Source organism: Curtobacterium sp. VKM Ac-2887, assembly GCF_015350935.1.
GTDB lineage: Bacteria > Actinomycetota > Actinomycetes > Actinomycetales > Microbacteriaceae > Curtobacterium.
On sequence record NZ_JADKSB010000005.1, the window covers coordinates 113,836 to 136,255 of the forward strand.

General features: G+C 71.6%; 22 protein-coding genes. 2 read left to right on the top strand and 20 right to left on the bottom strand.

Annotated elements, in window-relative coordinates; genetic code table 11:
* Nucleotides 1-28: 28 nt before the first annotated feature.
* Complete coding sequence (locus tag ITJ69_RS07700) at nucleotides 29-1,372, bottom strand: deoxyguanosinetriphosphate triphosphohydrolase (RefSeq protein ID WP_194672480.1); 1,344 nt, start codon at nucleotides 1,370-1,372, stop codon at nucleotides 29-31.
* On the bottom strand, nucleotides 1,369-2,523 hold the full coding sequence (gene dusB, locus ITJ69_RS07705; RefSeq protein ID WP_123292566.1) for a tRNA dihydrouridine synthase DusB: 1,155 nt from the start codon (nucleotides 2,521-2,523) through the stop codon (nucleotides 1,369-1,371). The genes ITJ69_RS07700 and dusB overlap by 4 nt, the downstream gene beginning before the upstream one ends.
* 47 nt (nucleotides 2,524-2,570) lie before the next feature.
* On the opposite strand from dusB, the gene ITJ69_RS07710 reads away from it, so the two are divergent.
* Complete coding sequence (locus ITJ69_RS07710) at nucleotides 2,571-3,056, top strand: aminoacyl-tRNA deacylase (protein ID WP_194672481.1); 486 nt, start codon at nucleotides 2,571-2,573, stop codon at nucleotides 3,054-3,056.
* Between the two features lie 140 nt (nucleotides 3,057-3,196).
* Here ITJ69_RS07710 and ITJ69_RS07715 read toward each other — a convergent pair whose 3' ends face one another.
* The 4 genes from ITJ69_RS07715 to ITJ69_RS07730 form a co-directional block, all read right to left on the bottom strand.
* A complete protein-coding gene (locus tag ITJ69_RS07715) occupies nucleotides 3,197-3,406 on the bottom strand; it encodes a hypothetical protein (RefSeq protein ID WP_123340411.1) in 210 nt (69 codons plus the stop codon).
* On the bottom strand, nucleotides 3,403-4,137 hold the full coding sequence (locus tag ITJ69_RS07720) for a DsbA family oxidoreductase (protein ID WP_194672482.1): 735 nt from the start codon (nucleotides 4,135-4,137) through the stop codon (nucleotides 3,403-3,405). Before ITJ69_RS07720 ends, ITJ69_RS07715 begins: the two co-directional genes overlap by 4 nt.
* A gap of 133 nt (nucleotides 4,138-4,270) precedes the next feature.
* Entirely contained in the window at nucleotides 4,271-5,656 is a 1,386-nt protein-coding gene (locus ITJ69_RS07725) for a glycine--tRNA ligase (RefSeq protein ID WP_123938268.1), read from the bottom strand.
* A 107-nt stretch (nucleotides 5,657-5,763) separates the two neighbouring features.
* Nucleotides 5,764-6,819, bottom strand: a complete 1,056-nt coding sequence (locus ITJ69_RS07730; protein WP_194672483.1) for an aminotransferase class V-fold PLP-dependent enzyme — start codon at nucleotides 6,817-6,819, stop codon at nucleotides 5,764-5,766.
* 70 nt (nucleotides 6,820-6,889) lie between these two features.
* Between ITJ69_RS07730 and ITJ69_RS07735 the strand changes: the two genes are divergently transcribed.
* Complete coding sequence (locus tag ITJ69_RS07735; RefSeq protein WP_159572975.1) at nucleotides 6,890-7,840, top strand: LysR family transcriptional regulator; 951 nt, start codon at nucleotides 6,890-6,892, stop codon at nucleotides 7,838-7,840.
* Between the two features lie 8 nt (nucleotides 7,841-7,848).
* On the opposite strand, the gene ITJ69_RS07740 is transcribed toward ITJ69_RS07735, so the two are convergent.
* From ITJ69_RS07740 to dnaJ, 14 genes are all read right to left on the bottom strand, one after another.
* Nucleotides 7,849-8,646, bottom strand: coding sequence for an isoprenyl transferase (locus tag ITJ69_RS07740; protein WP_131846220.1), 798 nt, complete (start codon nucleotides 8,644-8,646; stop codon nucleotides 7,849-7,851).
* Nucleotides 8,643-9,509 carry a DNA repair protein RecO gene (recO, locus tag ITJ69_RS07745; RefSeq protein WP_131920522.1) on the bottom strand — a complete coding sequence of 289 codons (867 nt, stop codon included), beginning with the start codon at nucleotides 9,507-9,509 and terminating at the stop codon, nucleotides 8,643-8,645. Before recO ends, ITJ69_RS07740 begins: the two co-directional genes overlap by 4 nt.
* A 287-nt stretch (nucleotides 9,510-9,796) precedes the next feature.
* On the bottom strand, nucleotides 9,797-11,572 hold the full coding sequence (gene leuA, locus ITJ69_RS07750) for a 2-isopropylmalate synthase (protein ID WP_194672484.1): 1,776 nt from the start codon (nucleotides 11,570-11,572) through the stop codon (nucleotides 9,797-9,799).
* A gap of 399 nt (nucleotides 11,573-11,971) precedes the next feature.
* Complete coding sequence (locus ITJ69_RS20925) at nucleotides 11,972-13,372, bottom strand: ABC transporter permease (protein ID WP_131920524.1); 1,401 nt, start codon at nucleotides 13,370-13,372, stop codon at nucleotides 11,972-11,974.
* Complete coding sequence (locus tag ITJ69_RS07760; RefSeq protein ID WP_111085736.1) at nucleotides 13,369-14,121, bottom strand: ABC transporter ATP-binding protein; 753 nt, start codon at nucleotides 14,119-14,121, stop codon at nucleotides 13,369-13,371. Before ITJ69_RS07760 ends, ITJ69_RS20925 begins: the two co-directional genes overlap by 4 nt.
* Before the next feature lie 111 nt (nucleotides 14,122-14,232).
* A complete protein-coding gene (locus ITJ69_RS07765) occupies nucleotides 14,233-14,922 on the bottom strand; it encodes a response regulator (protein WP_111085737.1) in 690 nt (229 codons plus the stop codon).
* Nucleotides 14,919-16,229 (bottom strand): histidine kinase, encoded by a 1,311-nt coding sequence (locus ITJ69_RS07770; RefSeq protein WP_323743062.1) that lies wholly within the window; start codon nucleotides 16,227-16,229, stop codon nucleotides 14,919-14,921. The genes ITJ69_RS07765 and ITJ69_RS07770 overlap by 4 nt, the downstream gene beginning before the upstream one ends.
* 67 nt (nucleotides 16,230-16,296) lie before the next feature.
* A complete protein-coding gene (era, locus tag ITJ69_RS07775) occupies nucleotides 16,297-17,235 on the bottom strand; it encodes a GTPase Era (RefSeq protein WP_123292554.1) in 939 nt (312 codons plus the stop codon).
* A complete protein-coding gene (locus ITJ69_RS07780) occupies nucleotides 17,232-18,551 on the bottom strand; it encodes a hemolysin family protein (protein WP_173168390.1) in 1,320 nt (439 codons plus the stop codon). Before ITJ69_RS07780 ends, era begins: the two co-directional genes overlap by 4 nt.
* A gap of 3 nt (nucleotides 18,552-18,554) precedes the next feature.
* A complete protein-coding gene (gene ybeY / locus ITJ69_RS07785; RefSeq protein WP_111085740.1) occupies nucleotides 18,555-19,016 on the bottom strand; it encodes an rRNA maturation RNase YbeY in 462 nt (153 codons plus the stop codon).
* Nucleotides 19,013-20,074 (bottom strand): PhoH family protein, encoded by a 1,062-nt coding sequence (locus ITJ69_RS07790; protein ID WP_228505182.1) that lies wholly within the window; start codon nucleotides 20,072-20,074, stop codon nucleotides 19,013-19,015. Before ITJ69_RS07790 ends, ybeY begins: the two co-directional genes overlap by 4 nt.
* 70 nt (nucleotides 20,075-20,144) lie before the next feature.
* Complete coding sequence (locus tag ITJ69_RS07795; RefSeq protein ID WP_123292550.1) at nucleotides 20,145-20,498, bottom strand: histidine triad nucleotide-binding protein; 354 nt, start codon at nucleotides 20,496-20,498, stop codon at nucleotides 20,145-20,147.
* Nucleotides 20,499-20,538: 40 nt separating this feature from the next.
* Nucleotides 20,539-21,276 (bottom strand): 16S rRNA (uracil(1498)-N(3))-methyltransferase, encoded by a 738-nt coding sequence (locus ITJ69_RS07800; protein WP_194672485.1) that lies wholly within the window; start codon nucleotides 21,274-21,276, stop codon nucleotides 20,539-20,541.
* A complete protein-coding gene (gene dnaJ / locus ITJ69_RS07805; RefSeq protein ID WP_111085744.1) occupies nucleotides 21,276-22,388 on the bottom strand; it encodes a molecular chaperone DnaJ in 1,113 nt (370 codons plus the stop codon). Before dnaJ ends, ITJ69_RS07800 begins: the two co-directional genes overlap by 1 nt.
* Nucleotides 22,389-22,420 lie beyond the last annotated feature (32 nt).

The following is a 22,420-nucleotide window of genomic DNA, read 5'->3' on the forward strand; positions in this document are numbered from 1 at the left end:
GTTCGTGGGACCGACCTCGGCCGACCGCTCACACCGGGATGTGGACCGCTTCCCGCTCGCCGACGACCAACCGACGGTGCCAGGCGATCGCCCCTTGGTCCGTCAGGCTCGCGACCTGGTCGACCACGGCGCGGAGTCGGCCGTCGTCGTCGGACGCCGCACGCCAGTCGGCGGCGAAGCCGGGCTCGAGGTCCGACGCACCCGACGCCGCCAGGGCGTCGAGCAGCTCGGTCAGGATCCGACGCTGGTCTTCGTACACGGGCTGCCGGTCGCCCTGCGTCATCACGAACGCCGCCACGATCCCCTTGAGGACCGCGATCTCGCCGATGATCTCCGGCGGCGTCACCACCGACGCCGCGAACCGGACCAGGGACCCGGAGGCGTAGGACTCACGGGTCGCGGCCGTTGCCGTCCGCGCGAAGCGGCCGATCAGCTGCGAGGTCAGGTTCTTCAGGTGCGCTGCGTCACGCCGGGACCCGTCGTACGAGGTCATCCAGAGCGGCAGGGCCCGGAGGCGGTCGAACGCCTCGAGCAGTTCCTCACGACTCAGGTCGTCGCCCACCCACGCGTGCATCGCGGTGACGATGTCGTTCTCGCCGACCCGGTCGCCGAGCGCCGCGACGTCGATGAACCCGGCGACGACGGCGTCCTCGAAGTCGTGCACCGAGTACGCGATGTCGTCGGACAGGTCCATGACCTGCGCCTCGATGCACCGCTGCCGACGGGGCGCCCCGGCGCGGAGCCACTCGAAGGCGTCGTGGTCGTCGTCGTAGAAGCCGAACTTGGTCCGACCCGATGACGACTCGGAGACGCCCTGCGCCGCGGGCCACGGGTACTTGCAGCTGGCGTCGAGTGACGCGCGCGTCAGGTTGAGCCCGAAGGGACGCTCGACGCCAGCGCCAGCGCCAGCCCCCGCGCCAGCGCCGGCAGCGACAGCGGCGCCCGACCCCGGCCGCAGCCCGTACACCTTCGGCTCGAGTCGGGTGAGCAGCCGCAGCGTCTGCGCGTTGCCCTCGAACCCGCCGATGCCGGCGGCCCAGGCGTTGACGGCGGTCTCACCGTTGTGGCCGAAGGGCGGGTGGCCGATGTCGTGCGCCAGGCACGCGGTGTCCACCACGTCGGGGTCGAGGCCCAACGAGTCCGCGAGCTCGCGACCGACCTGCGCCACCTCGAGCGAGTGGGTCAGGCGGTTGCGGGCGAAGTCGAGCCCGGTCGTCGGGCTGAGCACCTGGGTCTTGGCGGAGAGGCGGCGCAGCGCGCTGGAGTGCAGCAACCGGGCTCGGTCACGGGCGAAGTCCGATCGGCGGCTGCCGTGCTCTTCGGGGAGCCAGCGCTCGGCGTCGGCCGGGCCGTACGAGGCGGTGGCGCTCATCCGCCGCTGTGGTGCAGCTCGGCGGCGGCGAGGACCTTGCGGAACTCGCTGTCGACGTCGCGGGACTCGAGCCAGCGGTCGGGCAGGGCGGTGCGCTTCGGGTTGCCGGAGCGACCACGGGGACCCTCGGCGCCCTCGCCGGGGTACGGTGCGTCGCGGTCGAGCTGCCCGAGCAGGTCGTCGATCTCCTGCAGGCTCGACGACAGCGCGAGACCGGACCGCACGTCGCTGCCGATCGGGTACCCCTTGAAGTACCAGGCCACGTGCTTGCGGGCGTCGCGACAACCGTGGTCTTCGGACCCGAAGAACTCGACGAGCAGTTCGGCGTGCCGACGGAACCCGTCGGCGACCTCGCCCAGGGTCGGCATGTACCGCAGCCCTTCGCCGCGGAACGCCGCGGCCAGGTCGCCGAACAGCCACGGACGCCCGAGGCACCCGCGTCCGACGACGACGCCGTCGACGCCGGTCTCGTCGACCATGCGCAGGGCGTCGGCAGCCGACCAGATGTCCCCGTTGCCGAGGATCGGGATGTCGGTGACGGTCTCCTTCAGCGTCGCGATCGCCGACCAGTCGGCGTGACCGGAGTAGTGCTCGTTCGCCGTGCGGGCGTGCAGCGACACCGCGGCGACGCCGGCGTCCCGCGCGATGCGGGCGGCGTCGAGGTAGGTCAGGTGGTCTTCGTCGATGCCCTTGCGCATCTTCACGGTGACCGGCACGTTCCCTGCGGCGCGGACGGTCTTCGTGACGAGTTCGCGGAACAGCTCGAGCTTCCAGGGCAGGGCCGCCCCGCCGCCCTTGCGGGTGACCTTGGGCACCGGGCAGCCGAAGTTCAGGTCGATGTGGTCGGCACGGTCCTCGCCCACCAGGATCGACGCGGCCTCGGCCACGGTGTTCGGCTCGACGCCGTACAGCTGGATCGACCGCGGGGTCTCGGACTCGTGGTGCTGGATGAGCTGCATCGACACGGGAGTGCGTTCGACCAGTGCGCGCGAGGTGATCATCTCGCAGACGTAGAGACCGGCGCCGTACTCGCGGCAGAGCCGGCGGTACGCCATGTTCGTGATGCCCGCCATGGGCGCGAGCACGACCGGCACGTCGACCTCGATCGGGCCGATGCGCAGAGGCCGTGCTGGGGCTTGTGTGATCGTCATACCTGGTCCATCCTCCCACGTCGGTGCTCGCCGGTAGCGTTCTCCACATGACGATCGACGCCAGCACCCGCTTCGACACCGACGCAGCAGCCCGCGGCCTGACGGTCGAGGTCGTCGAACGCCCCGCCGCGGACTCCCTGCAGCAGGCCGCCGAACTGCTCGGCATCGACCCCGGCGACATCGTCAAGACACTCGTCGTGAAGCGCCACGACGGCGGCTTCCTGCTCGCGCTCGTGCCGGGCGGCCGGAGCATCGCGTGGAAGAAGCTCCGCACCGTCGTCGGGGTGAACAAGCTCTCGATGCCCGACGCGGCGACCGCGCTCCAGGCGTCCGGCTACGAACGCGGCACGATCACGCCCATCGGAGCGACCGGCGACCTGCCCGTCTACGCCGACGAACGCATCGTCGGTCGACGGGTCGCCCTCGGCGCCGGTCGCCACGGCGCGAGTGCCTTCGTCGACGCCGACGACCTCGTCGCCGCGTACGGCGCGACGGTCGCCGACATCACCGACGAGGAACCGCAGCGCGACTGATCGGTCCGGCGACCGACGGATCGCGCCCCCGCACAGCCGTTGCGCCCCGCAGAGTCGGGGCGCAACGACCGCACGGGGGTGCGGGACCAGCAGCGCGCGGCGCGGGACGAGCAGCGCGCGAAGCGCGACCGACGGATCCGTCAGTCCGGCACCTCGGTCCAGTCGCCCTCGGCACCGGCGAACGATCCGGCGTCGATCAGGCACGAATCACCGTCGCAGACCGGCGCACCGCCGGGCGTGACCAGCGTGAGCAGGCCGGGGCGCGCCTCCAGACCGGAGATCGCATCCGGGACCGACGGGGCGGACGGGAGGCCCGCCCCACCCCCGACGGTGACCGTCGCGCCCGTCATCGGGTCGCCGCCACGTCGGCGCTCGCGTCGTCCGCAGCGCGTTCGGTCGCCGAGGCGACCTCGTCCGGAGTCGTCCCGCGCAGCGCGACGACCTGCGTCAGCACCTGCTCGAACGCCGCCGGGTCCTGCGCACCGGAGACGCCGTACTTGCCGTCGATGACGAAGAAGGGGACGCCGTTGATGCCGAAGGCCTGCGCCTGGGCCTGGTCGGCGCGGACGGCTGCGAGCTGGGAGTCGTCGCGGAGCGTGGCGAGGACCTCGTCGCGGTCGAGCCCGATCTCGGCGGCCAGGTCGGCCAGCGTCGCGTCGTCGCCGACGTGCTCGCCGCGCTCGAAGTAGGCGGTGAACAGGCGCTCGACCATGTCGAGCTGCTTGCCGTGCTGCTTGGCGAGGTGGATGACCTGGTGCGCCTTCACGGTGTTCGTGTGGTGCATGGCCTCGAAGTCGTAGTCGAGGCCGACGCCGGCTGCGATGGCCGTCACCTGGTCGAGCATCTGCTGCGCCTGCTCGACGGGCATGCCCTTGTGCTCCGACAGGAACTCGGCCTCGGTGCCCTCGAAGTCGACGGGGGTGTCCGGGCTGAGCTCGAAGGAGTGGTACTCGACCTCGACCGGGCGGCCGTCCGCCGAGGCGCCGAACGCGGCGACGCCGGCCTCGAACTTGCGCTTGCCGATGTAGCACCAGGGGCAGGCGATGTCCGACCAGACATCGACCTTCACGGAGTCGTTCATGCTGATCCCAACGCGGACGCTGCGCGCGCATTCCCGCAGAACCTGGTTCCGGACAGCGCACCGTGGATCTGCGTGTTGCTGTGTCCGGAACCTGGTTCCGACGCGCCGCGACGCCGCGACGCCCGCGAGACCCCTACGCGCCGAGCAGCCGCTGCGCCAGGTAGCCCTGCAGCTGGTCGAGGGCGACCCGCTCCTGCGCCATGGTGTCGCGCTCGCGCACCGTGACGGCCTTGTCCTCGAGCGTGTCGAAGTCGACCGTGATGCAGAACGGCGTACCGATCTCGTCGTGACGACGGTAGCGACGGCCGATCGCACCGGCGTCGTCGAAGTCCACGTTCCAGTTCTTGCGCAGGTCGTCGGCCAGGCCGCGGGCGACCGGCGACAGCTGCTCGTTGCGCGACAGCGGCAGCACCGCGGCCTTGACGGGCGCCAGGCGCGGGTCGAGTCGCAGCACGGTGCGCTTGTCGACGCCGCCCTTCGCGTTCGGTGCCTCGTCCTCGTGGTACGAGTCGAGCAGGAACGCCATGAGCGCACGGGTCAGGCCGAAGGACGGCTCGATGACGTACGGCACGTACTTCTCGTTGGCCGCCTGGTCGAAGAAGCGCAGGTCCTGGCCGGACGACTCGATGTGGTTGTTGAGGTCGAAGTCGGTGCGGTTCGCGACGCCCATGAGCTCGCCCCACTCGGATCCGGTGAACCCGAAGCGGTACTCGATGTCGGCGGTGGCGTCGGAGTAGTGCGCCCGCTCGCCGTCCGGCACGTCGAAGCGGCGGAGGTTTTCCGGGTCGATGCCGAGCTCGGTGTAGAACGCGATCGAGTCGGCGATCCACTGCTCGTAGTGCTCCCCAGCCTCGGCCGGCGGCACGAAGTACTCGATCTCCATCTGCTCGAACTCGCGGGTGCGGAAGATGAAGTTGCCGGGCGTGATCTCGTTGCGGAACGCCTTGCCGACCTGGCCGATGCCGAACGGGGGCTTCATCCGGCTGGTCGTCACGACCTGCGCGAAGTCGACGAAGATGCCCTGGGCGGTCTCGGGGCGCAGGAAGTTCAGGCCCTCTTCGGACTCGACCGGGCCGAGGTACGTCTTGAGCATCCCGGAGAACTCGCGGGGCTCGGTCCACTCGCCGCGGGTGCCGCAGTTCGGGCAGGCGATCTCGGCCATGCGGCCCTCGGGGTCGCGGCCCTTCTTGGCGACGAACGCCTCGATCAGGTGGTCCTCGCGGAACCGGTGGTGGCAGTGCAGGCACTCCACGAGCGGGTCGGTGAAGGTCGCGACGTGGCCGGAGGCCTCCCACACCTTGCGGGGCAGGATGACGGCGGAGTCGAGGCCGACCATGTCGCCACGGCCGCGGACGAACCGCTGCCACCACTGACGCTTGATGTTCTCCTTGAGCTCCACACCGAGGGGCCCGTAGTCCCACGCGGAGCGGGAGCCTCCGTAGATCTCACCCGACTGGAAGACGAAGCCGCGGCGCTTGGCCAGGGCGATGACGCTGTCGAGACGGGTGGGCTGTGCCAAAGAGTGCTCCAGAGGTCGCCGAGCTGGGTGCTCGGTGCGGAAACGGTCCGGGCAAGACTACCGGCGATCGTCGGCCGGGAGGCCCGCCCCGCGTCCGCCCGCAGCGCTCACCTCGCCGACGTGGTCGCCCCCACCCCGCCCAGTGCGGCCGCCACGTCGCTCACGTCGGACTCGTCGTTCCACAGGTGGAACGCGATCCGGAGTCGCCCGGCACGCCCCGACGCGGTGAGTCCGGCGGCGGTGAGGGCCCGGAGGGCCGACCCGTCGGCGTCCGCGAACGTCACGATCGCCTGCCCGTCGCCCTGCCGAGGCGACCCGAGGGCGTCGCACAGCCGATCTGCGAGACCGGTGGCGTGCCTCCAGACCGCCTGCTGGTCGAGCGCGACCGCGTGTTCGAGCGCGGCCACGGCACCGGGCCACGCCTGCCAGGCCGGCGAGACGTCGAAGCGACGGGCGTCGTCGGCCAGGCGCATGTCGGGGCCGTAGCAGGACGACCAGACGTCCGCGCCGGCGTACCAGCCGGCCTGGACCGGGCGGAGCCGACCGAGGGCGGTGTCGGAGAGTGTCATGAAGGCGACGCCGCGCGGTGCGCAGAGCCACTTGTAGGCGTGCGTGAGCGTCACGTCGAACAGTGCCGCGTCGACGGGCAGGACGCCGGCTGCTTGCGTGAGGTCGCAGAGGGTGAGGGCACCGACCCGCCGGGCCGCGGCGACGACCGGGTGAGGATCCGTGACGGCGCCGGTGGCGGACTGCACCGCGGACCACGCGACGAGGGCGGTGTCGGGCCCGACGGACGCGGCGAGCCGGTCGAGCGGGACGTGCCGGACGCGGACGCCTCGGTGCGCCTGGGCGAGGAACGGGAAGACGACCGAGCTGAAGTCGCCGTCGGGCACGACCACCTCGGCACCGTCCGGCAGGGCGTCGGCGACGACCGCAGCCATCACCGAGGTCTGCGAGCCGGTCGCGACATGGGACACCGGCACCCCGACGAGGGCGGCGAACAGCGCGCGGCCCTCCTCGACCAACGCTCCGTAGTGGGCCGGCGAGGTCTCGGCTCGGGACCACGCGTCGAGGTCGGCCCGCTGGGCGGCGATCGTGGCCCGGGTCGGCAGACCGGCGGTGCACGCCGCGAGGTAGCCACGGCCGGCGGGGAAGGAGTCCATGCGGACAGCGTCCCGGCTCGTGCCCCATCACACCAGGCCTGTTCTGTTGTGCAGCCGATAACATCGCGTGATGGACGACATCGATCCCCAGCTGCTCCGGATCCTCCGCGCTGTGGCCGACGGCGGGTCGATCACCCGCGCCGCCGCAGCACTCGGGTCGAGCCAACCCGCGGTCAGCCAGTTGCTCGCCCGGGCCGAGCGGCGACTCGGGCACACCCTGGTGCTGCGGTCCGGGCAGGACGGTCGCGGCGGGCGCGGTGCCACCCTGACGGACGCCGGTCGGGTGCTCGCGGACCACGCGTTGCACGTGCAGGCCGCGCTGACCGCCGCGCGCGAGGACCTCGACGCCGTCGGGGGGCTGACCCGCGGCCGCGTGCGCCTCGCCGGGTTCCCGAGCGCGTCCTCGGCTCTCGTGCCCGCCGTGCTCGCCCGGCTGGCGTCGACGGCTCCGGGCGTGACGACCTCGTACGTCGAGGTCGAACCGCCCGAGGCGCTCGACCTGCTGCGGAGCGGGGAGGTCGACGTCGCCCTGACCTTCACCTACGTCGGCGACGAGGTCGGGTCTGCCCCGGACCCCGGGCTCGTCACGCGGGCACTCGGGCGGGATCCGCTCGCCCTGGTGACGCCGGTCGGAGGCTCGGGCACCGCGGACGCCGGTGTCGTGGACCTCGCGTCGCACCGCGACGCCCGCTGGATCGGCGGCTGCCCCCGGTGCCGCGGCCACCTGCTCGCCTCGTGTGCGACCGCCGGGTTCACCCCGGACATCGTGCTCGAGACCGACAACGCGGCTGCGGTGGTGGGGCTCGTCGCCGCCGGACTCGGCGTGGCGCTGCTCCCCCGGCTGGCGCTCGCGACGACGGTCATCCCCGCCGAGGTCCGGGTCGACCCCGTGGACGACGACCTGGCCCGCCGGGTCGAGGTCGTCATCGCCCGAGGGGCCGAGCGCGTCCCGAGCGTCCGTGCCGCCCTGGACGCGGTGCGGTCGGCGGCACACCTGCTCGACGGGCCGCTGCCCGGCTGATGGTCCCGCTACGCCGTCGGGGCGTCGACCGCACCGCCGTAGCGCCGGTCGCGGCGTGCGTACTCCTCGATCGCGCCCCACAGGTCGGTGCGCCGGAAGTCCGGCCACAGGCGGTCCAGGAACACCATCTCGGCGTACGCCGACTGCCACAGCAGGAAGTTGCTCGTGCGCTGCTCCCCCGAACTGCGCAGGAACAGGTCGACGTCGGGCATCTCGGGCACGTAGAGCCGCTTCGCCAGTGCCTTCTCGGTGACCTGGCTCGGCTTGAGGCGTCCGGCGGCGACCTCTTCGGCCATCCCCCGCACGGCGTCGACGATCTCGTTCCGGCCGCCGTAGTTGACGCACATCGTCAGGGTCAGCACGTCGTTGCGCGCGGTCATCTGCTCGGCACGGTCGAGCTCGTCGATGACGCTCCGCCACAGCCGAGGACGGCGTCCGGCCCACCGCACCTTGACGCCCCACTCGTTCAGTTGGTCGCGCCGACGACGGATCACGTCGCGGTTGAAGCCCATCAGGAACCGGACCTCTTCCGGCGAACGCTTCCAGTTCTCGGTGGAGAACGCGTACGCCGAGATGTGCTTGACGCCGATCTGGATCCCGCCGGCGACGACGTCGAGCAGCGAGGCCTCGCCCGCCTTGTGTCCCTCGATCCGGGTGAGCCCGCGGCCGTTGGCCCACCGGCCGTTGCCGTCCATCACGATCGCGACGTGGTCCGGCACGAACCGGGCCGGGATCGCCGGAGGCGTCTCACCGGTCCAGTCGATCGGGCGGAACGGCTCGGCGTCGTCGGGGCGGCGGGGGCTCATGCGGTGGGTGTTCCTTCCACGGTGCGGGTTCCTTCCGCGGCGGGATCGGGGTCGGGGAGTGCGGGTGCCGGGGTGGAGGCCACCGCGCGTGCTGTCGCCTCGGGTCCGTCGTGGGTCAGCGGCACGGGCAGCGGGTGCTCCGAGCGGTCGACGTGCGGCAGGGACCGGAGCGATCGTTCCAGGTGCCACTGGGCGTAGGCCGCGACCACGCCGGAGGCCCTCGACCGCGTCCGTTCGTCGGTGGCGTCGACGCTCGCCCAGTCGCCGGCGAGCAGCGAGCCGAGCACGCCGAGCGTCGCCGGGTCGAGCCGCGGCGTGCCGGGAGGCGCAGCCCGATCGGCGACGACCCCGCCGAGCTGCACCACGAACGCGGAGTGCGGCCCGGGCTCCCCGGTGACCGCACAGTCGCTGAACGAGGGCGCCCACCCCGCGATGCTCATCGCACGGAGCAGGTAGGAGTCGAGCGTCGCGCTGGAGTGGTGCTCACCGCGCGAGAGCGACCGGAGCGCACCGACGAGCAACAGGTACTGCTGCAGCCCGGCGTCGGCCTCGCTCAGGCGGTCGGCGGTCTCGACCATCGCACTGGCTGCCGTGTAGGCGCCGTAGTCCGCGACGATCTGCGCCCCGTAGGCCCCGAGCGACTCGGCCTGCGTGACGATGTCGAGCGACCGGCCCTCGTAGAACTGGGCGTCGACGACCATGAACGGCTCGAGCCGGCTGCCGAACTTCGACGCCGTCCGCCGCACGCCCTTGGCCACCGCACGGATCTTGCCGTGCTGCCGGCTGAGCATGGTGACGATGCGGTCGGCTTCCCCGAGCTTGTGGGTGCGCAACACGACGCACTCGTCCCGGTACAGCGGCATGCCCCCAGTATCCCCCGCCCCGCCGACACCGCGTGCGGCGCGCAGCGCGCAGCCGCGCGCGCCGCGCGCAGGGGTACCGAGCGGAATCGGGCGTACCTGGTCGAAAGAAACGATCAGGTACGCCCGATTCGACTTGCCATCGCGCGTGACGGGGGAAAGACCGGGCACAGACGGGAGGCTCCCCACCGGGCACGGCCGGTCCGCCGCTGGCGCGTCGGCCCGGAACCGGCCGGCGTGGGCCCAGGTGCAGGACGGACCTGCACCGCGCCTCCCGGTCTGGCCGCGTCTCAGGCGGAGACGAGCTCCGGCGAGTCGGCGCCGGCTGCAGCACCGGCGCGCACCGCGCGGTTCACCGCGGACACGATCGCCTTGAGCGAGGCCGTCGAGATGTCGGCGTCGATGCCGACGCCCCACAGGCGCACGCCGTCGACGTCGAGCTCGACGTACGACGCCGCCTTGGCGTCACCGGAGGCGCTCATCGTGTGCTCCGAGTAGTCGTACAGCGTGACCTGGACGCCCTGCTCGGCGAGGACCTTGAGGAACGCGTCGATCGGACCGGTGCCCACGGCGCCGGCGGTGACGGAGCCCTCGTCGACGCGGAGTGCGACCGACAGCGAGGTCGTGCCGTCGAAGTCGCTCGAGGTCGCCGTCTTGGTGAGCTCGTAGCGGCCCCACTTGTCGTCGTCGGTCGAGGCGGGCAGGTACTCGTCCTGGAACACGTCCCAGATGCGCTGCGACGAGAACTCGCCGCCTTCGGTGTCGGTGTGCCGCTGCACGACGCCGGAGAACTCGATCTGCAGCTTGCGGGGCAGGTCGAGGGCGTGGTCGGTCTTGAGCAGGTACGCGACGCCGCCCTTGCCGGACTGCGAGTTGACGCGGATGACCGCCTCGTACGACCGGCCGATGTCCTTCGGGTCGACGGGCAGGTACGGCACCGCCCACTCGATCTCGTCGATGTCCTTGCCCGCGGCGGCAGCCTTGGCCTTCATCGCCTCGAAGCCCTTGTTGATGGCGTCCTGGTGCGAACCGCTGAACGCCGTGTAGACGAGGTCGCCCGCCCACGGCTGACGCTCCGGCACCGGCAGCTGGTTGCAGTACTCGACGGTGCGCTTCACCTGGTCGATGTCCGCGAACGAGATCTCCGGGTCGATGCCCTGCGTGAACAGGTTCATGCCCAGCGCGACGAGGTCGACGTTGCCGGTGCGCTCACCGTTGCCGAACAGGCAGCCCTCGATGCGGTCCGCGCCGGCCATGTAGCCCAGCTCGGCGGCGGCGACGGCGGTGCCACGGTCGTTGTGCGGGTGCAGCGAGAGGATGACGTCCTGGCGGTGCGCGAGGTTGCGCGACATCCACTCGATCGAGTCGGCGTAGACGTTCGGCGTCGCCATCTCGACGGTGGCCGGCAGGTTGATGATGACCTTGCGGTCGGGGGTGGGCTCGAAGACCTCGAGCACGGCGTTGCAGATCTGCAGCGCGACCTCGAGCTCGGTGCCCGTGTAGGACTCCGGCGAGTACTCGTAGTAGACCGTCGTGTCGTGCTGCAGCGTCGCCTCGGCCGCCTTGCACAGCTTCGCGCCGGCCACCGCGATGTCGACGACACCCTGGACGTCGGTGCGGAAGACGACCTCGCGCTGCACGATCGACGTCGAGTTGTACAGGTGGACGATGGCCTGCTTCGCGCCGTCGATCGCCTCGTACGTGCGCTGGATGAGGTGCTCGCGCGCCTGGGTCAGCACCTGGATGGTGACGTCGTCGGGGATCGCGCCCTCGTCGATCAGGCTGCGGACGAAGTCGAAGTCGGTCTGCGAGGCGCTCGGGAACCCGACCTCGATCTCCTTGTAGCCCATGCCGACGAGCAGGTCGAACATGGCGCGCTTGCGCTCGGCGTCCATCGGGTCGATGAGGGCCTGGTTGCCGTCGCGCAGGTCGACCGCACACCAGCGCGGGGCCCGCTCGATGCGCTTCGTCGGCCAGGTGCGGTCGGGCAGTTCGACCGAGATCTGTTCGTGGAAGGGGACGTACTTGTGGATCGGCATCCCGGAGGGCTGCTGCGTGTTCTGCATCGTTCGTCGCTTTCGTGTGCTCTGGGTGAGGGCGGCCACGACGGACTCCGCGACGAGGTGGGCCGGTGTGTCAGGCCTCGTCGCGGCAGCGAAGGAGGAGGAGTGCCGAGTACATCGAGTCCACGGTAGCACCGGCGGGCTGCTGTGTGACAAGCGCGTCGGTGGTCGGCGCCCGGGTGGTCACGACATGCCGTCGGTCGGTCGCCGAGGTTCCACGAACCGACGCCAGCGCCGCCGAGCGCTGCGGATCGTGGAACCTCGGCGAACGCGAGCGGCGTGGCGGGCGCGGGTGTGGCGGGCGCCGGCGCGGCAGTGGACGCACGGAACGGCGGACGGGAGGCACGGTGCCAGCTGGCACCGTGCCTCCCGTCCGCCGCGTGGTGCGACCAGAGCGCCGCGTCAGTCGACCGCGAGCGCCTCGGTCGGGGGCACGCGCATCGCGCGCCGCACCGGCGCGATCGTCGCGACGACCGCGAGCACGAGCGCCCCGACGACGACGATCCCGATGGTGAGCGGCGGCAACACCGGCGTGACCGGGTGCCCGAGCGACCCGAGCAGCGTCTGCCCGCCGACCCATCCGTAGAAGGTGCCGAGCACGAGCCCCGAGACGACGGCCGCGACGACCATCTGCACGGCCTCGGTCACGATCATCCGGCGGACCTGTGCCCCGGTGAGTCCGAGCACCCGCAGCAGCCCGAGCTCGCGTCGGCGCTGCAGGACCCCGAGTGCCAGCGCGTTGACGACCCCGACGGCGGCGATCACGGCCGAGAACCCGACGATGACGCTGACGACGGCGTTCAGCTGCACGAAGAAGTCGCGCTGCGCCTGCACCATCTCGGTCGTCATCTGGCCCTGTCCCATCTGCTCGAGCTGGGCCTCGAGCACGTGCTGCATGATCCCCAGTGCGACGGCGAAGGTGACGAGCAGGGTGACGCCGATGACGAGCCCGATCGTCGCCCGCGAGGACCGACCCGGCGCACGCATGGCGTTGCGGCCGGCGAGCAGGACGACGGGGTCGTGCGAGCCGATCCGACCGATGAGCTGCAGCACCGGCGGCATCACGATGGTCGCTCCGACGGCGACACCGGCGAACGACACGAACCCGCCGAGGGCAGCCGGCAGCACCGCGATCGGCGAGCTCGCGCTGACCGCGAGCCCGATGAGCATGAGCGCCGCGCCGCCGGCCATGAGCACGATGGCCCAGACCTTGCGGGCGGTGCCCGAGCGGACGTCGTCGTGGCTCGGTTCGATGCTCGAGGACAGCGCCTCGAGCGGGGTGACGGTCAGCACCCGGCGGGAGCCCGCTGCGAACGCTCCCCAGGTCGCCAGGACCACGGCCACGACCGGGAGCACGAGTTCCCACGGCAGGAGCGTGTAGTCGGTGTCGGGCAGGAACCCGTTGCCGCGCAGGACCACCACGAACACCGCGGACAGCCCGGTACCCACGACGGCGCCGATCAGTCCGCCGAGCACTCCGACGACCAGTCCGGTCCGGGTGATCCGGGCCCGGAGCGTGGCGCCGGTGGCACCGACGAGCCGCTGCAACGCGATGATGCGGGTCTGCCCGGCGATGAGGGTCGCGCAGGTGTTGGCGGTGACGATCGCGCCGACGTACAGCGCGATACCGAGGAACAGCCACCCGACGACGGACAGGATCGCCCTGACCGGGCCGAGGTCGGCGAGCCCGGCGGCGCCGAGCGCCTCGGTCACGATGCCCGGGGCGATGACGAGTGCCGAGCCGAACGTGGTGCCGAGCGCCGCGACCAGCACGGTCGGGGCGAAGGAGCGGACGCCGTTCACGCTGCCGCCTCCATCCCCAGCATCGTGGTGGAGATCGCGCCGGCGTCCATCGCCGGGCGGTCGGCGACGACCCGGCCGTCGGCGAGGAACAGGATCCGGTCGGCGTTGGCGGCGGCGACGGGGTCGTGCGTCACCATGACGACGCTCTGGCCCCACTCCTGCACGGCCCCGCGCAGGATCGCGAGCACGTCACGGCCGGTGCGCGAGTCGAGGGCTCCGGTCGGCTCGTCGGCGACGACGACCGCCGGCCGCGAGGCGAGTGCCCGGGCGATGGCGACGCGCTGCTGCTGCCCACCCGACAGCTGGTGCGGCCGGTGCGAGAGCCGGTTGCCGAGTCCGAGCTGGTCGACCAGACGGTCGATCCACGCGCTCTCGTCCTTCGACGGCTTGTGCCCGCCGAGCAGGAACGGCAACCGGATGTTCTCGCTGACGTCGAGCGTCGGCACCAGGTTGAACGACTGGAACACGAACCCGAGCCGGCGGCGACGGAGCTCGGTCAGGTCCTTGTCACCGAGCCCCGTGATGTCGACCCCGTCGATCTCGATGCGGCCCGCGGACACCGCGTCGAGGCCCGCGGCGACGTGCATGAGCGTCGACTTGCCGGACCCCGACGGCCCCATCACGGCGGTGAACTCCCCCGCGCCGATGTCGACGCTGACGTCGTCGAGCGCCGTCACCCGGCGCGCGGCGTCGCCGTAGTGCTTGGACACGTGGTCGAGTCGGATGATCGGAGCGTGGCTGGTGGTCATGCACCAACGATGGCGTCCGGGAGGCCCGCCCCGCGTCCGTCGGGCGGCTCCTGTGGATGAGCCGCTCGGCTCGACTTCCTGTGGACGGGTCATCCAATCGGATGACGTCCGTCAGTCGGCCTTGCTCACCAGCCCGTGCTCGTGCGCGAACACGACGAGGCGCACGCGGTCGCGGAGTCCGAGCTTCGTCAGGACCCGCGAGATGTGGGTCTTCACGGTCGCCTCGCTGACGTACTCGTGCTGCGCGATCTCGCTGTTGCTGAAGCCGCGGGCCGCCAGGTCGAAGATCTCGCGCTCGCGCGGGGTGAGGTCGTCGAACGTCGCCGGCACGGTGGCGGCCTGCTCGACGGAGTCGTCGTAGCGCCGCAGGAGTTCCCGCGTCGCCGAGGCCGCGAAGACCGCGGTGCCGGCGTGCACGGTCCGCACGGCGGCGAGCAGGAACTCGGGGTCGGCGTCCTTCAGCACGAAGCCGCTCGCCCCGGCCCGGATGGCCTTCGCCGCGGCCTCGTCGAAGTCGAACGTGGTCAGGACGAGCACCTTCGCGCCGTCGGTGCCGGCCTGTTCGACGATGTGCGCGGTCGCCGTGATGCCGTCCATCACGGGCATCCGGACGTCCATGAGCACGACGTCCGGTCGGGTGCGCCGGACGAGTTCGACGCCCTCGGCACCGTCGCCCGCCTCGCCCACGAAGTGCAGGTCGGGTTGGGAGCCGATGAGCATCCGGATGCCGGTGCGGAAGAGTGCCTGGTCGTCGACGAGGGCGACGCGGATGCGGCCGTCGGCCGGCGGGGTGGTGGTCATCGGGCGGTGCGCTCCTGCTCGGTCGGACTGATGGTCGGGGCGGGGGCCGACTCGGCGGTCGGGCCCGCAGCCGGGCTCGCGGTCGGGCTCGCGGTCGGTGTGATGCGCCCGCGGGGCATCTGCCCGCTCGCGGGGACGGCGGGCATGCGGACGGCGACCTCGAAGTCGGGGCCACGGACACCGGCGGTCATCGTGCCGCCGGTCATGGTGGCACGCTCGCGCATGCCGACCAGGCCGTGCCCGGTGCCGGGACCCCGGGTGCCGTCGTCGGCGCGGCGGTTCACCACCGCGATCTCGACGGTGTCCGGGCGGTAGGTCAGTGATGCGTGCACCGGTGTGCCGGGCTCACCGTGCTTGTAGGCGTTCGTCAGGCTCTCCTGCACGATCCGGTACACCGCGAGCTGCGTCGTGGTGGGGAGGCCGGTCGGGTCGCCCTCGCGCTCGACCCGGACGTCGAGGCCGACCTGGCGCATCTCGCCGACGAGCCGGTCGATGTCGTCGATCTCCGGCGTCGGGACGGTCCCCTGCTCGTGCCGCAGCGCGCCGAGGAGCTCGCGGACGTCGCCGAGGGCCCGGCGGGCGGTGGTCGAGATGGTGCCGAGGGCCTGGTCCGCGACGGCGGGGTCGGCCTTCAGTGCGTAGCGGGCACCGTCCGCCTGGGCGATGACGACCGCGAGCGAGTGCGCGACGATGTCGTGCATGTCCCGGGCGATGCGCACGCGCTCCTGTTCGACCGCGACCGCTCGGTCGGCACGGGCGGCGTCGCGCTCGGCGAGCAGCTGGGCCTCGCGGCTCATGCTCGCCGACCGGCGGGTGCGGACCACGAGGCCCGCCAACCACGGCAGGAGCAGCAGGAGCAGGACGACGGCGAAGTACGAGACCGTGACCTGCACCGACTCCTGGAACGGGGTCGAAGCGGTGTCGATCGTCAACCGGTTGCGGTAGTCGTCGACGCCGATGTACAGGGCCGCGGTGACGGACCCGACGATCGCCGAGACGAGTCCTGCCAGCCGCACCCGCCGGCTGCCGTAGGCGCTCGTCGTGTAGAGCACCGCGGCGATGAAGGCGTTCGACAGGTCGGGCATCTGGCCCGTGACCATCTCGAAGACCGCGAACACCCAAGCGACGGCCAGTGCGAGTCCGGGCGACAGCCGTCGGAGCGCGAGGGCAGCGGTCATGCCGACGACCGTGACGATCGCGAGCGGGGAGTCCATGCCCCGCGCCGAGGTGATCAGCACGAGCGAGCCGAGCACCACGGCGATGACGACGTCGGTGATGACCTGCGCGCGCAGCATGGGACGGAACACGCGTCCACGGTACGGCGCTCGGCTCACGGGCGCGTCCCTCGTGTGGATGACTCCTGGCGCCGGACGCTCAGAAGCCGAGGCGTCCGAGCTGCTTGGGGTCACGCTGCCACTCCTTGGCGACCTTCACACGGATGTTGAGGTACACGTGCCGACCGCCGAGCAACGACTCGATCTCGACGCGGGCGCGGGAGCCGACGTCCTTCAGGCGCTCCCCCTTGTGGCCGATGACGATCGCCTTCTGGCTGTCGCGCTCGACGAACAGGTTCGCGAAGATGCGCAGCGGCCCGTCGGCGTCGTCGTCCTCGTCCGGCTCGACGATGTCCTCGATCACGACGGCGAGCGAGTGCGGCAGTTCGTCGCGGACGCCCTCGAGCGCGGCTTCGCGGATGAGTTCGCTGATGCGCTCCTCGTCGGTCTCCTCGGTCACGGCCGACGAGTCGTACAGCTGGGGCGACTCCGGCAGCAACGAGGTGATCTCGCCGAGGAGGTCCTCGAGCTGCAGGCCCTTCGTGCCCGACGTCGGGATGATCGAGTCCCAGTCGCGGAGCCGGGAGACGGCCAGCAGCTGCTCGCCGACCTTGTCCTTCGAGGTGCGGTCGATCTTGGTGACGATCGCGACCTTCTTGGCCCGCGGGTACTGGTCGAGGGTGTCGTTGATGAAGCGGTCGCCCGGGCCGATCGGCTCGTTGGCGGGGACGCAGAACCCGATGACGTCGACGTCACCGAGCGTGGACTGCACCAGGTCGTTGAGCCGCTCGCCGAGCAGGGTGCGGGGACGGTGCACACCCGGGGTGTCGACGATGATGACCTGGCCGTCGGGCCGGTGCACGATGCCGCGGATCGCGCGACGGGTGGTCTGCGGCTTCGACGAGGTGATCGCGACCTTCTGGCCCACCAGCGCGTTCGTCAGCGTGGACTTGCCCACGTTCGGACGCCCGACGAACGAGACGAAGCCCGCGCGGTAGGGCTTGCCCGAGGCGGTCGGGGTGGAGTCGGAGTCGGTCATGCGTGCGTGGTTCCCGTCGTGGTGGTGGCGTCGTCGAAGGCGTCCTCGACACCCGCGAGGGCGTGAGTGCGTTCGGCGAGCACGGTGATGAGGTGGCGGCGCTTGCCCTCGACCCGGTCGGCCGTCAGGACGACGCCGGACACCGTGACCGTGTCGCCGGAGACCGCCAGGTGTCCGAGCTCCTTGGTGAGCAGACCGCCGGCGGTGTCGACGTCGTCGTCGTCGAGCTCGATGCCGAACAGGTCGCCGAGCTCGTCGACGGGCAGTCGGGCCGAGATGCGCCAGAGGCCGGGTTCGACCTCGACCCGGTCGACCACGGCGCGGTCGTACTCGTCGGAGATGTCCCCGACGAGCTCTTCGATGAGGTCCTCCATCGTGACGAGACCGGCGACGCCGCCGTACTCGTCGACGACCAGGACCAGGTGGTTCTTCGCGACCTGCATGTGCCGCAGGGTGTCATCGGCGGCCTTCGACTCCGGCACGAACTCGGCCGGACGCAGCAGCCGGGTGACCCGCTCGCTGCCGGACCCCGGTCGCTCGTACAGCGCCCGCGACACGTCACGCAGGTACAGGACGCCGAGGACGTCGTCGCTGTCCTTGCCGGTGACGGGCATGCGGGACACCCCGGCGGCGAGGAACTGCTCCATGCCCGCGGCGAGTGTGTCCGAGCCGTCGACGGTGAGCATGTCGGTGCGCGGCACCATTACCTCGCGCACGAGGGTGTCGCTGAACTCGAAGACCGAGTGGATGAGTTCGCGGTCCTCGTCCTCGAGCACGTTGCTCTCGGTGGCCTCGTCGACGAGGGACAGCAGTTGTTCTTCGCTCGACACCGTCGAGGCGCTGCGGCCGCGGCCCGGGGTCACGCGGTCACCGATCCGGACGAGCAGACCGGCGAGCGGACCGAGCACGATCCGGACGGCGCGGACCAGGCCGCCGGTGGACGCCAGCAGCCGTTCGGCGTGCGCCCGTCCGACGCTGCGCGGACTCGACCCGACGAGCACGAACGACACGGCCGTCATGATCGCGGCGGAGACGATGAGCGCCACCCACCAGCTGTCGAACGCCCGCACCAGGGCGATCGTGACGAGCACGGCCGCGGCGGTCTCGGCGAGCACCCGGAAGAAGTTCAGGGCGTTGACGTGCGCGCCGACGTCGTCCGCGATCGCCTCGAGCGCACGACGACGCTTGTTGCCGCGGGCGATCTCGTCGAGGTCGGCCCGGGACACCACGGAGAGCGCGGCGTCGCTCGCGGCCAGGAGCCCGCCGAGCACGACGAGCCCGAGCGCGACCGCGAGCAGACCGACGACGACGAGCATCGGCTACCGACCCCGGCGCTGGGCCGCGAAGGCCGTCAGTATCTCGCCCTGCAGCCCGAACATCTCGGCCTTCTCGTCCGGCTCGGCGTGGTCGAACCCGAGCAGGTGCAGGATGCCGTGGCAGGTGAGCAGCAGCATCTCGTCGGTGCTGGAGTGCCCGGCGGTCTTCGCCTGTTCCTCGGCGACCTGCGGGCAGAGCACGATGTCGCCGAGCAGGCCGGCGGGCGTTGGGTCCTCTTCGGTGCCCGGTCGGAGCTCGTCCATCGGGAAGCTCAGGACGTCGGTGGGGCCGGGCTCGTCCATCCACCGCACGTGCAGCTGCTCCATCGCGCCCTCGTCGACCAGGACGATCGCGAGTTCGGCGTCCGCGTGCACGTGCATCGCGTCGAGGGCGAACGCGGCGAGGCGCTGGATGGCTGCCTCGTCCACCTCGACCCCGGACTCGTTGTTGAGCTCGATGCTCACCGGTTGCCTCCTCGGGCGTCGTTCTGGGGGTACGGGGGTCGCTGGCGGTCCTGCGGCGGCCGTCCACGGCGCTCGGCACGGTTGGCGCCGTCGGGGTTGCCGACCGGCGCGCTGCCACGGCCACCGGGACGGTGACCGGCCTGCTCGGCGAGGCGTTCCTCGTCGTAGACGGTGTAGGCGTCGACGATGCGACCGACGAGCGTGTGCCGCACGACGTCCTCGCTGCCGAGGCGGGCGAAGTGGATGTCCTCGACCGTCTCGAGGATCCGCGTCACGAGCCGGAGTCCGGACACGTTGCCCGGCAGGTCGACCTGGGTGATGTCACCCGTGACGACCATCTTCGAGCCGAACCCGAGACGCGTCAGGAACATCTTCATCTGCTCGGGCGTCGTGTTCTGCGCCTCGTCGAGGACGACGAACGAGTCGTTGAGCGTCCGGCCACGCATGTACGCGAGCGGCGCGACCTCGACCGTGCCCGCAGCCAGCAGCTTCGGGACCAGCTCGGGGTCCATCATCTCGTTCAGGGCGTCGTACAGCGGCCGCAGGTACGGGTCGATCTTGTCGGTGAGCGTGCCCGGCAGGAACCCGAGCCGCTCGCCGGCCTCGACCGCGGGACGGGTCAGGATGATCCGGGTGACCTCGCGACGCTGCAGGGCCTGGACGGCCTTCGCCATCGCCAGGTACGTCTTGCCGGTGCCGGCGGGGCCGATGCCGAACGTGATGGTGTGCTCGTCGATGGCGTCGACGTAGGCGCGCTGGCCGTCGGTCTTCGGCCGCACGGACTTGCCGCGGCTCGACACGATCGGCGTGCCGAAGGTGTCGGACGGCTTGCGGTCGTCGTCGAGGATCCGTGCCGACATCGGGATGTCCGACGGGCCGATGTCCTGCCCGCGCTTGACCATGCCGACGAGTTCGTCGACGAGCGCCTTCGCCCGCGCGACCTCGCGCTCGGGCCCGGTGAGCGTGACCTCGTTGCCGCGGACGACGACCTTGACGCCCGGGTACTGCCGTTCGACGGTCTTCAGCAGGCGGTCCTGGGGACCGAGGAGCTGGACCATGGCGATGCCGTCGACCTGGAGGGCGACGGAGACGACCTGGTCGTCGTCGGTGGTGGGCTGTGCTGGTTCGTTAGCCGGCAAGGGTGCCTTCCTGCAGTTCACCTGCGAGTACGTGCGCGTGCACGTGGAACACGGTCTGACCGGCGGCTTCGCCGGTGTTGAAGACGAGACGGAACTGGCCGCCGGCGCGCTCGTCGGCGATGCGCTGCGCGGTGGCGACCAGGTGGGCGAGGAGGTCGGGGTCACCGGCCGCGAGTTCGGCGACGTTCGCGTACTGCTCGGTCTTGGGGATGACCAGCACGTGGACGGGTGCCTTCGGGGCGATGTCCTCGATCGCGATCACGCGGTCGTCCTCGGCGACGACGGTCGCCGGGATCTCGCGCGCGATGATCTTGCTGAAGACGCTGGGCGTGCTGGTGCTCATGACTCCATCGTAGAACGCAGGACCGACCTCGGGCCTTCCCTCACCAGCGCCCGAGTCCGGCCTGCAGGATCGCGAGTGCCGCGGGACCGGCGGTCGACGTCCGCAGCACGCTGTCGCCGAGCCGGACCCTGATCGCTCCCGCGGCCTCGAGCCGCTCGAGCTCGGAGCCGTCGATGCCGCCCTCCGGCCCCACCACGAGGGCGATCTCGTCGAGGTCCGCCGTCGGCTCCCAGGTCGCGAGCCGCACGGTCGCGGTGGGGTCGAGCACGAGCACCGCAGCACCGGCACCGAGCGCGGGGACGAGCTGCGCCGTCGTGACGAGCGGCCCGACCTCGGGCACCCGCGACCGGATCGCCTGCTTCGCGGCCTCGTGCGCGATGGCCGTCCACCGCGATCGGCCCTTCTCGACCTTCGGGCCCTCCCACCGGGAGACGCTGCGCGCGGCCGACCACGGAACGATCCGGTCCACACCGATCTCCGTCGACGCCTGCACCGCCATCTCGTCGCGGCCGCCCTTGGCGAGGGCCTGCACGAGCGTCAGCGACGGGACCGGCAGCGGGTCGACGGACAGTGATGCCACGGACAACACCAGCGAGTCGCGGTCGACGGACTCCACCGCTCCGGACACGACGGTCCCCCGTCCGTCCGAGAGCCGCAACGTCTCGCCGACCCGCACGCGCGAGACGGTCACGGCGTGCCGCCCCTCTGCCCCGTCGAGCGTCACGGAGCCACCGACGGCGACCCCGTCGAGCGACTCCACGACGTAGAGCGATGCCATCAGAAGTTGAAGAAGCGGTCGCGGAGCTTGCCGAACATGCCCTGCTGGAACCGGGCGAGCTGCGGCGCCGACGCCTTGTGCGACTTCGCGAGCTGCTCGACGAGCTGGCGTTCCTTGTGCGACAGCTTCGTCGGGGTGACGACCTGCACGCCGACCCGGAGGTCGCCGCGGCCGCTCCCGCGCAGCTTCGTGATGCCGCGGTCCTTGATCACCAGGACGTCCGCGCTCTGCACCCCCGGACGGATCTCGAGCTCGACGGGCCCGTCGAGTCCGTCGATCGTTGTGGTGGTGCCGAGCACGGCGTCGGTCATCGCGACCTCGAGGGTGGCGAGCAGGTCGTCACCGTCGCGGCTGAAGACGTCGTCGTGCCGCACCCGGATCTCCAGGTACAGGTCGCCGGAGGGGCCACCGGCGGGGCCGACCTCGCCCTGGCCGGGCATCTGCAGGCGCAGGCCCGAGTCGACGCCGGCGGGGACGTCGACCGGCACGGTGCGACGGGCGCGGACGCGACCCTGACCCTGGCAGGTCGGGCAGGGGCTCGGGATGACGGTGCCGTAGCCGCGGCAGGTGCCGCACGGGGCGCTCGTCACGACGTTGCCCAGAAGCGAGCGGACCTGGCGCTGGATGTTGCCGGAACCGCCGCAGATGTCGCAGGTGCGCGGGCTGGTGCCGGGTGCGCAGCACGACCCGTGACAGGTCTCGCACAGGACGGCGGTGTCGACCTCGACGTCCTTGTGGGTGCCGAAGACGACCTCGTCGAGGTCGACGTCGATGCGGAGCAGGGCGTCCTGCCCGCGCTCGGCACGGCTGCGGGGACCACTGCCCCGGCCGCCACCACCACCACCGCCGAAGAAGGCGTCGAAGATGTCGCTGAACCCGCCGGCGCCGCCACCGAAGGGGCTGTCGGCCTGGGGCCCGGCGTCGTACCGGCGCCGCTGCTCCGGGTCGCTCAGGACGTCGTACGCGTGCGTGACGTCCTTGAACCGCTCGGCTGCCTCTGGGGCAGGGTTCACGTCCGGGTGGAGCTCACGCGCCAGGCGGCGGTAGGCCTTCTTGATGTCGGCATCGGAGGCGTCTCGCTGGACGCCGAGGACGTCGTAGTGGTCTGCCACGTATCCCTCAGTCGGTTGTGTTCGGTCGGTCG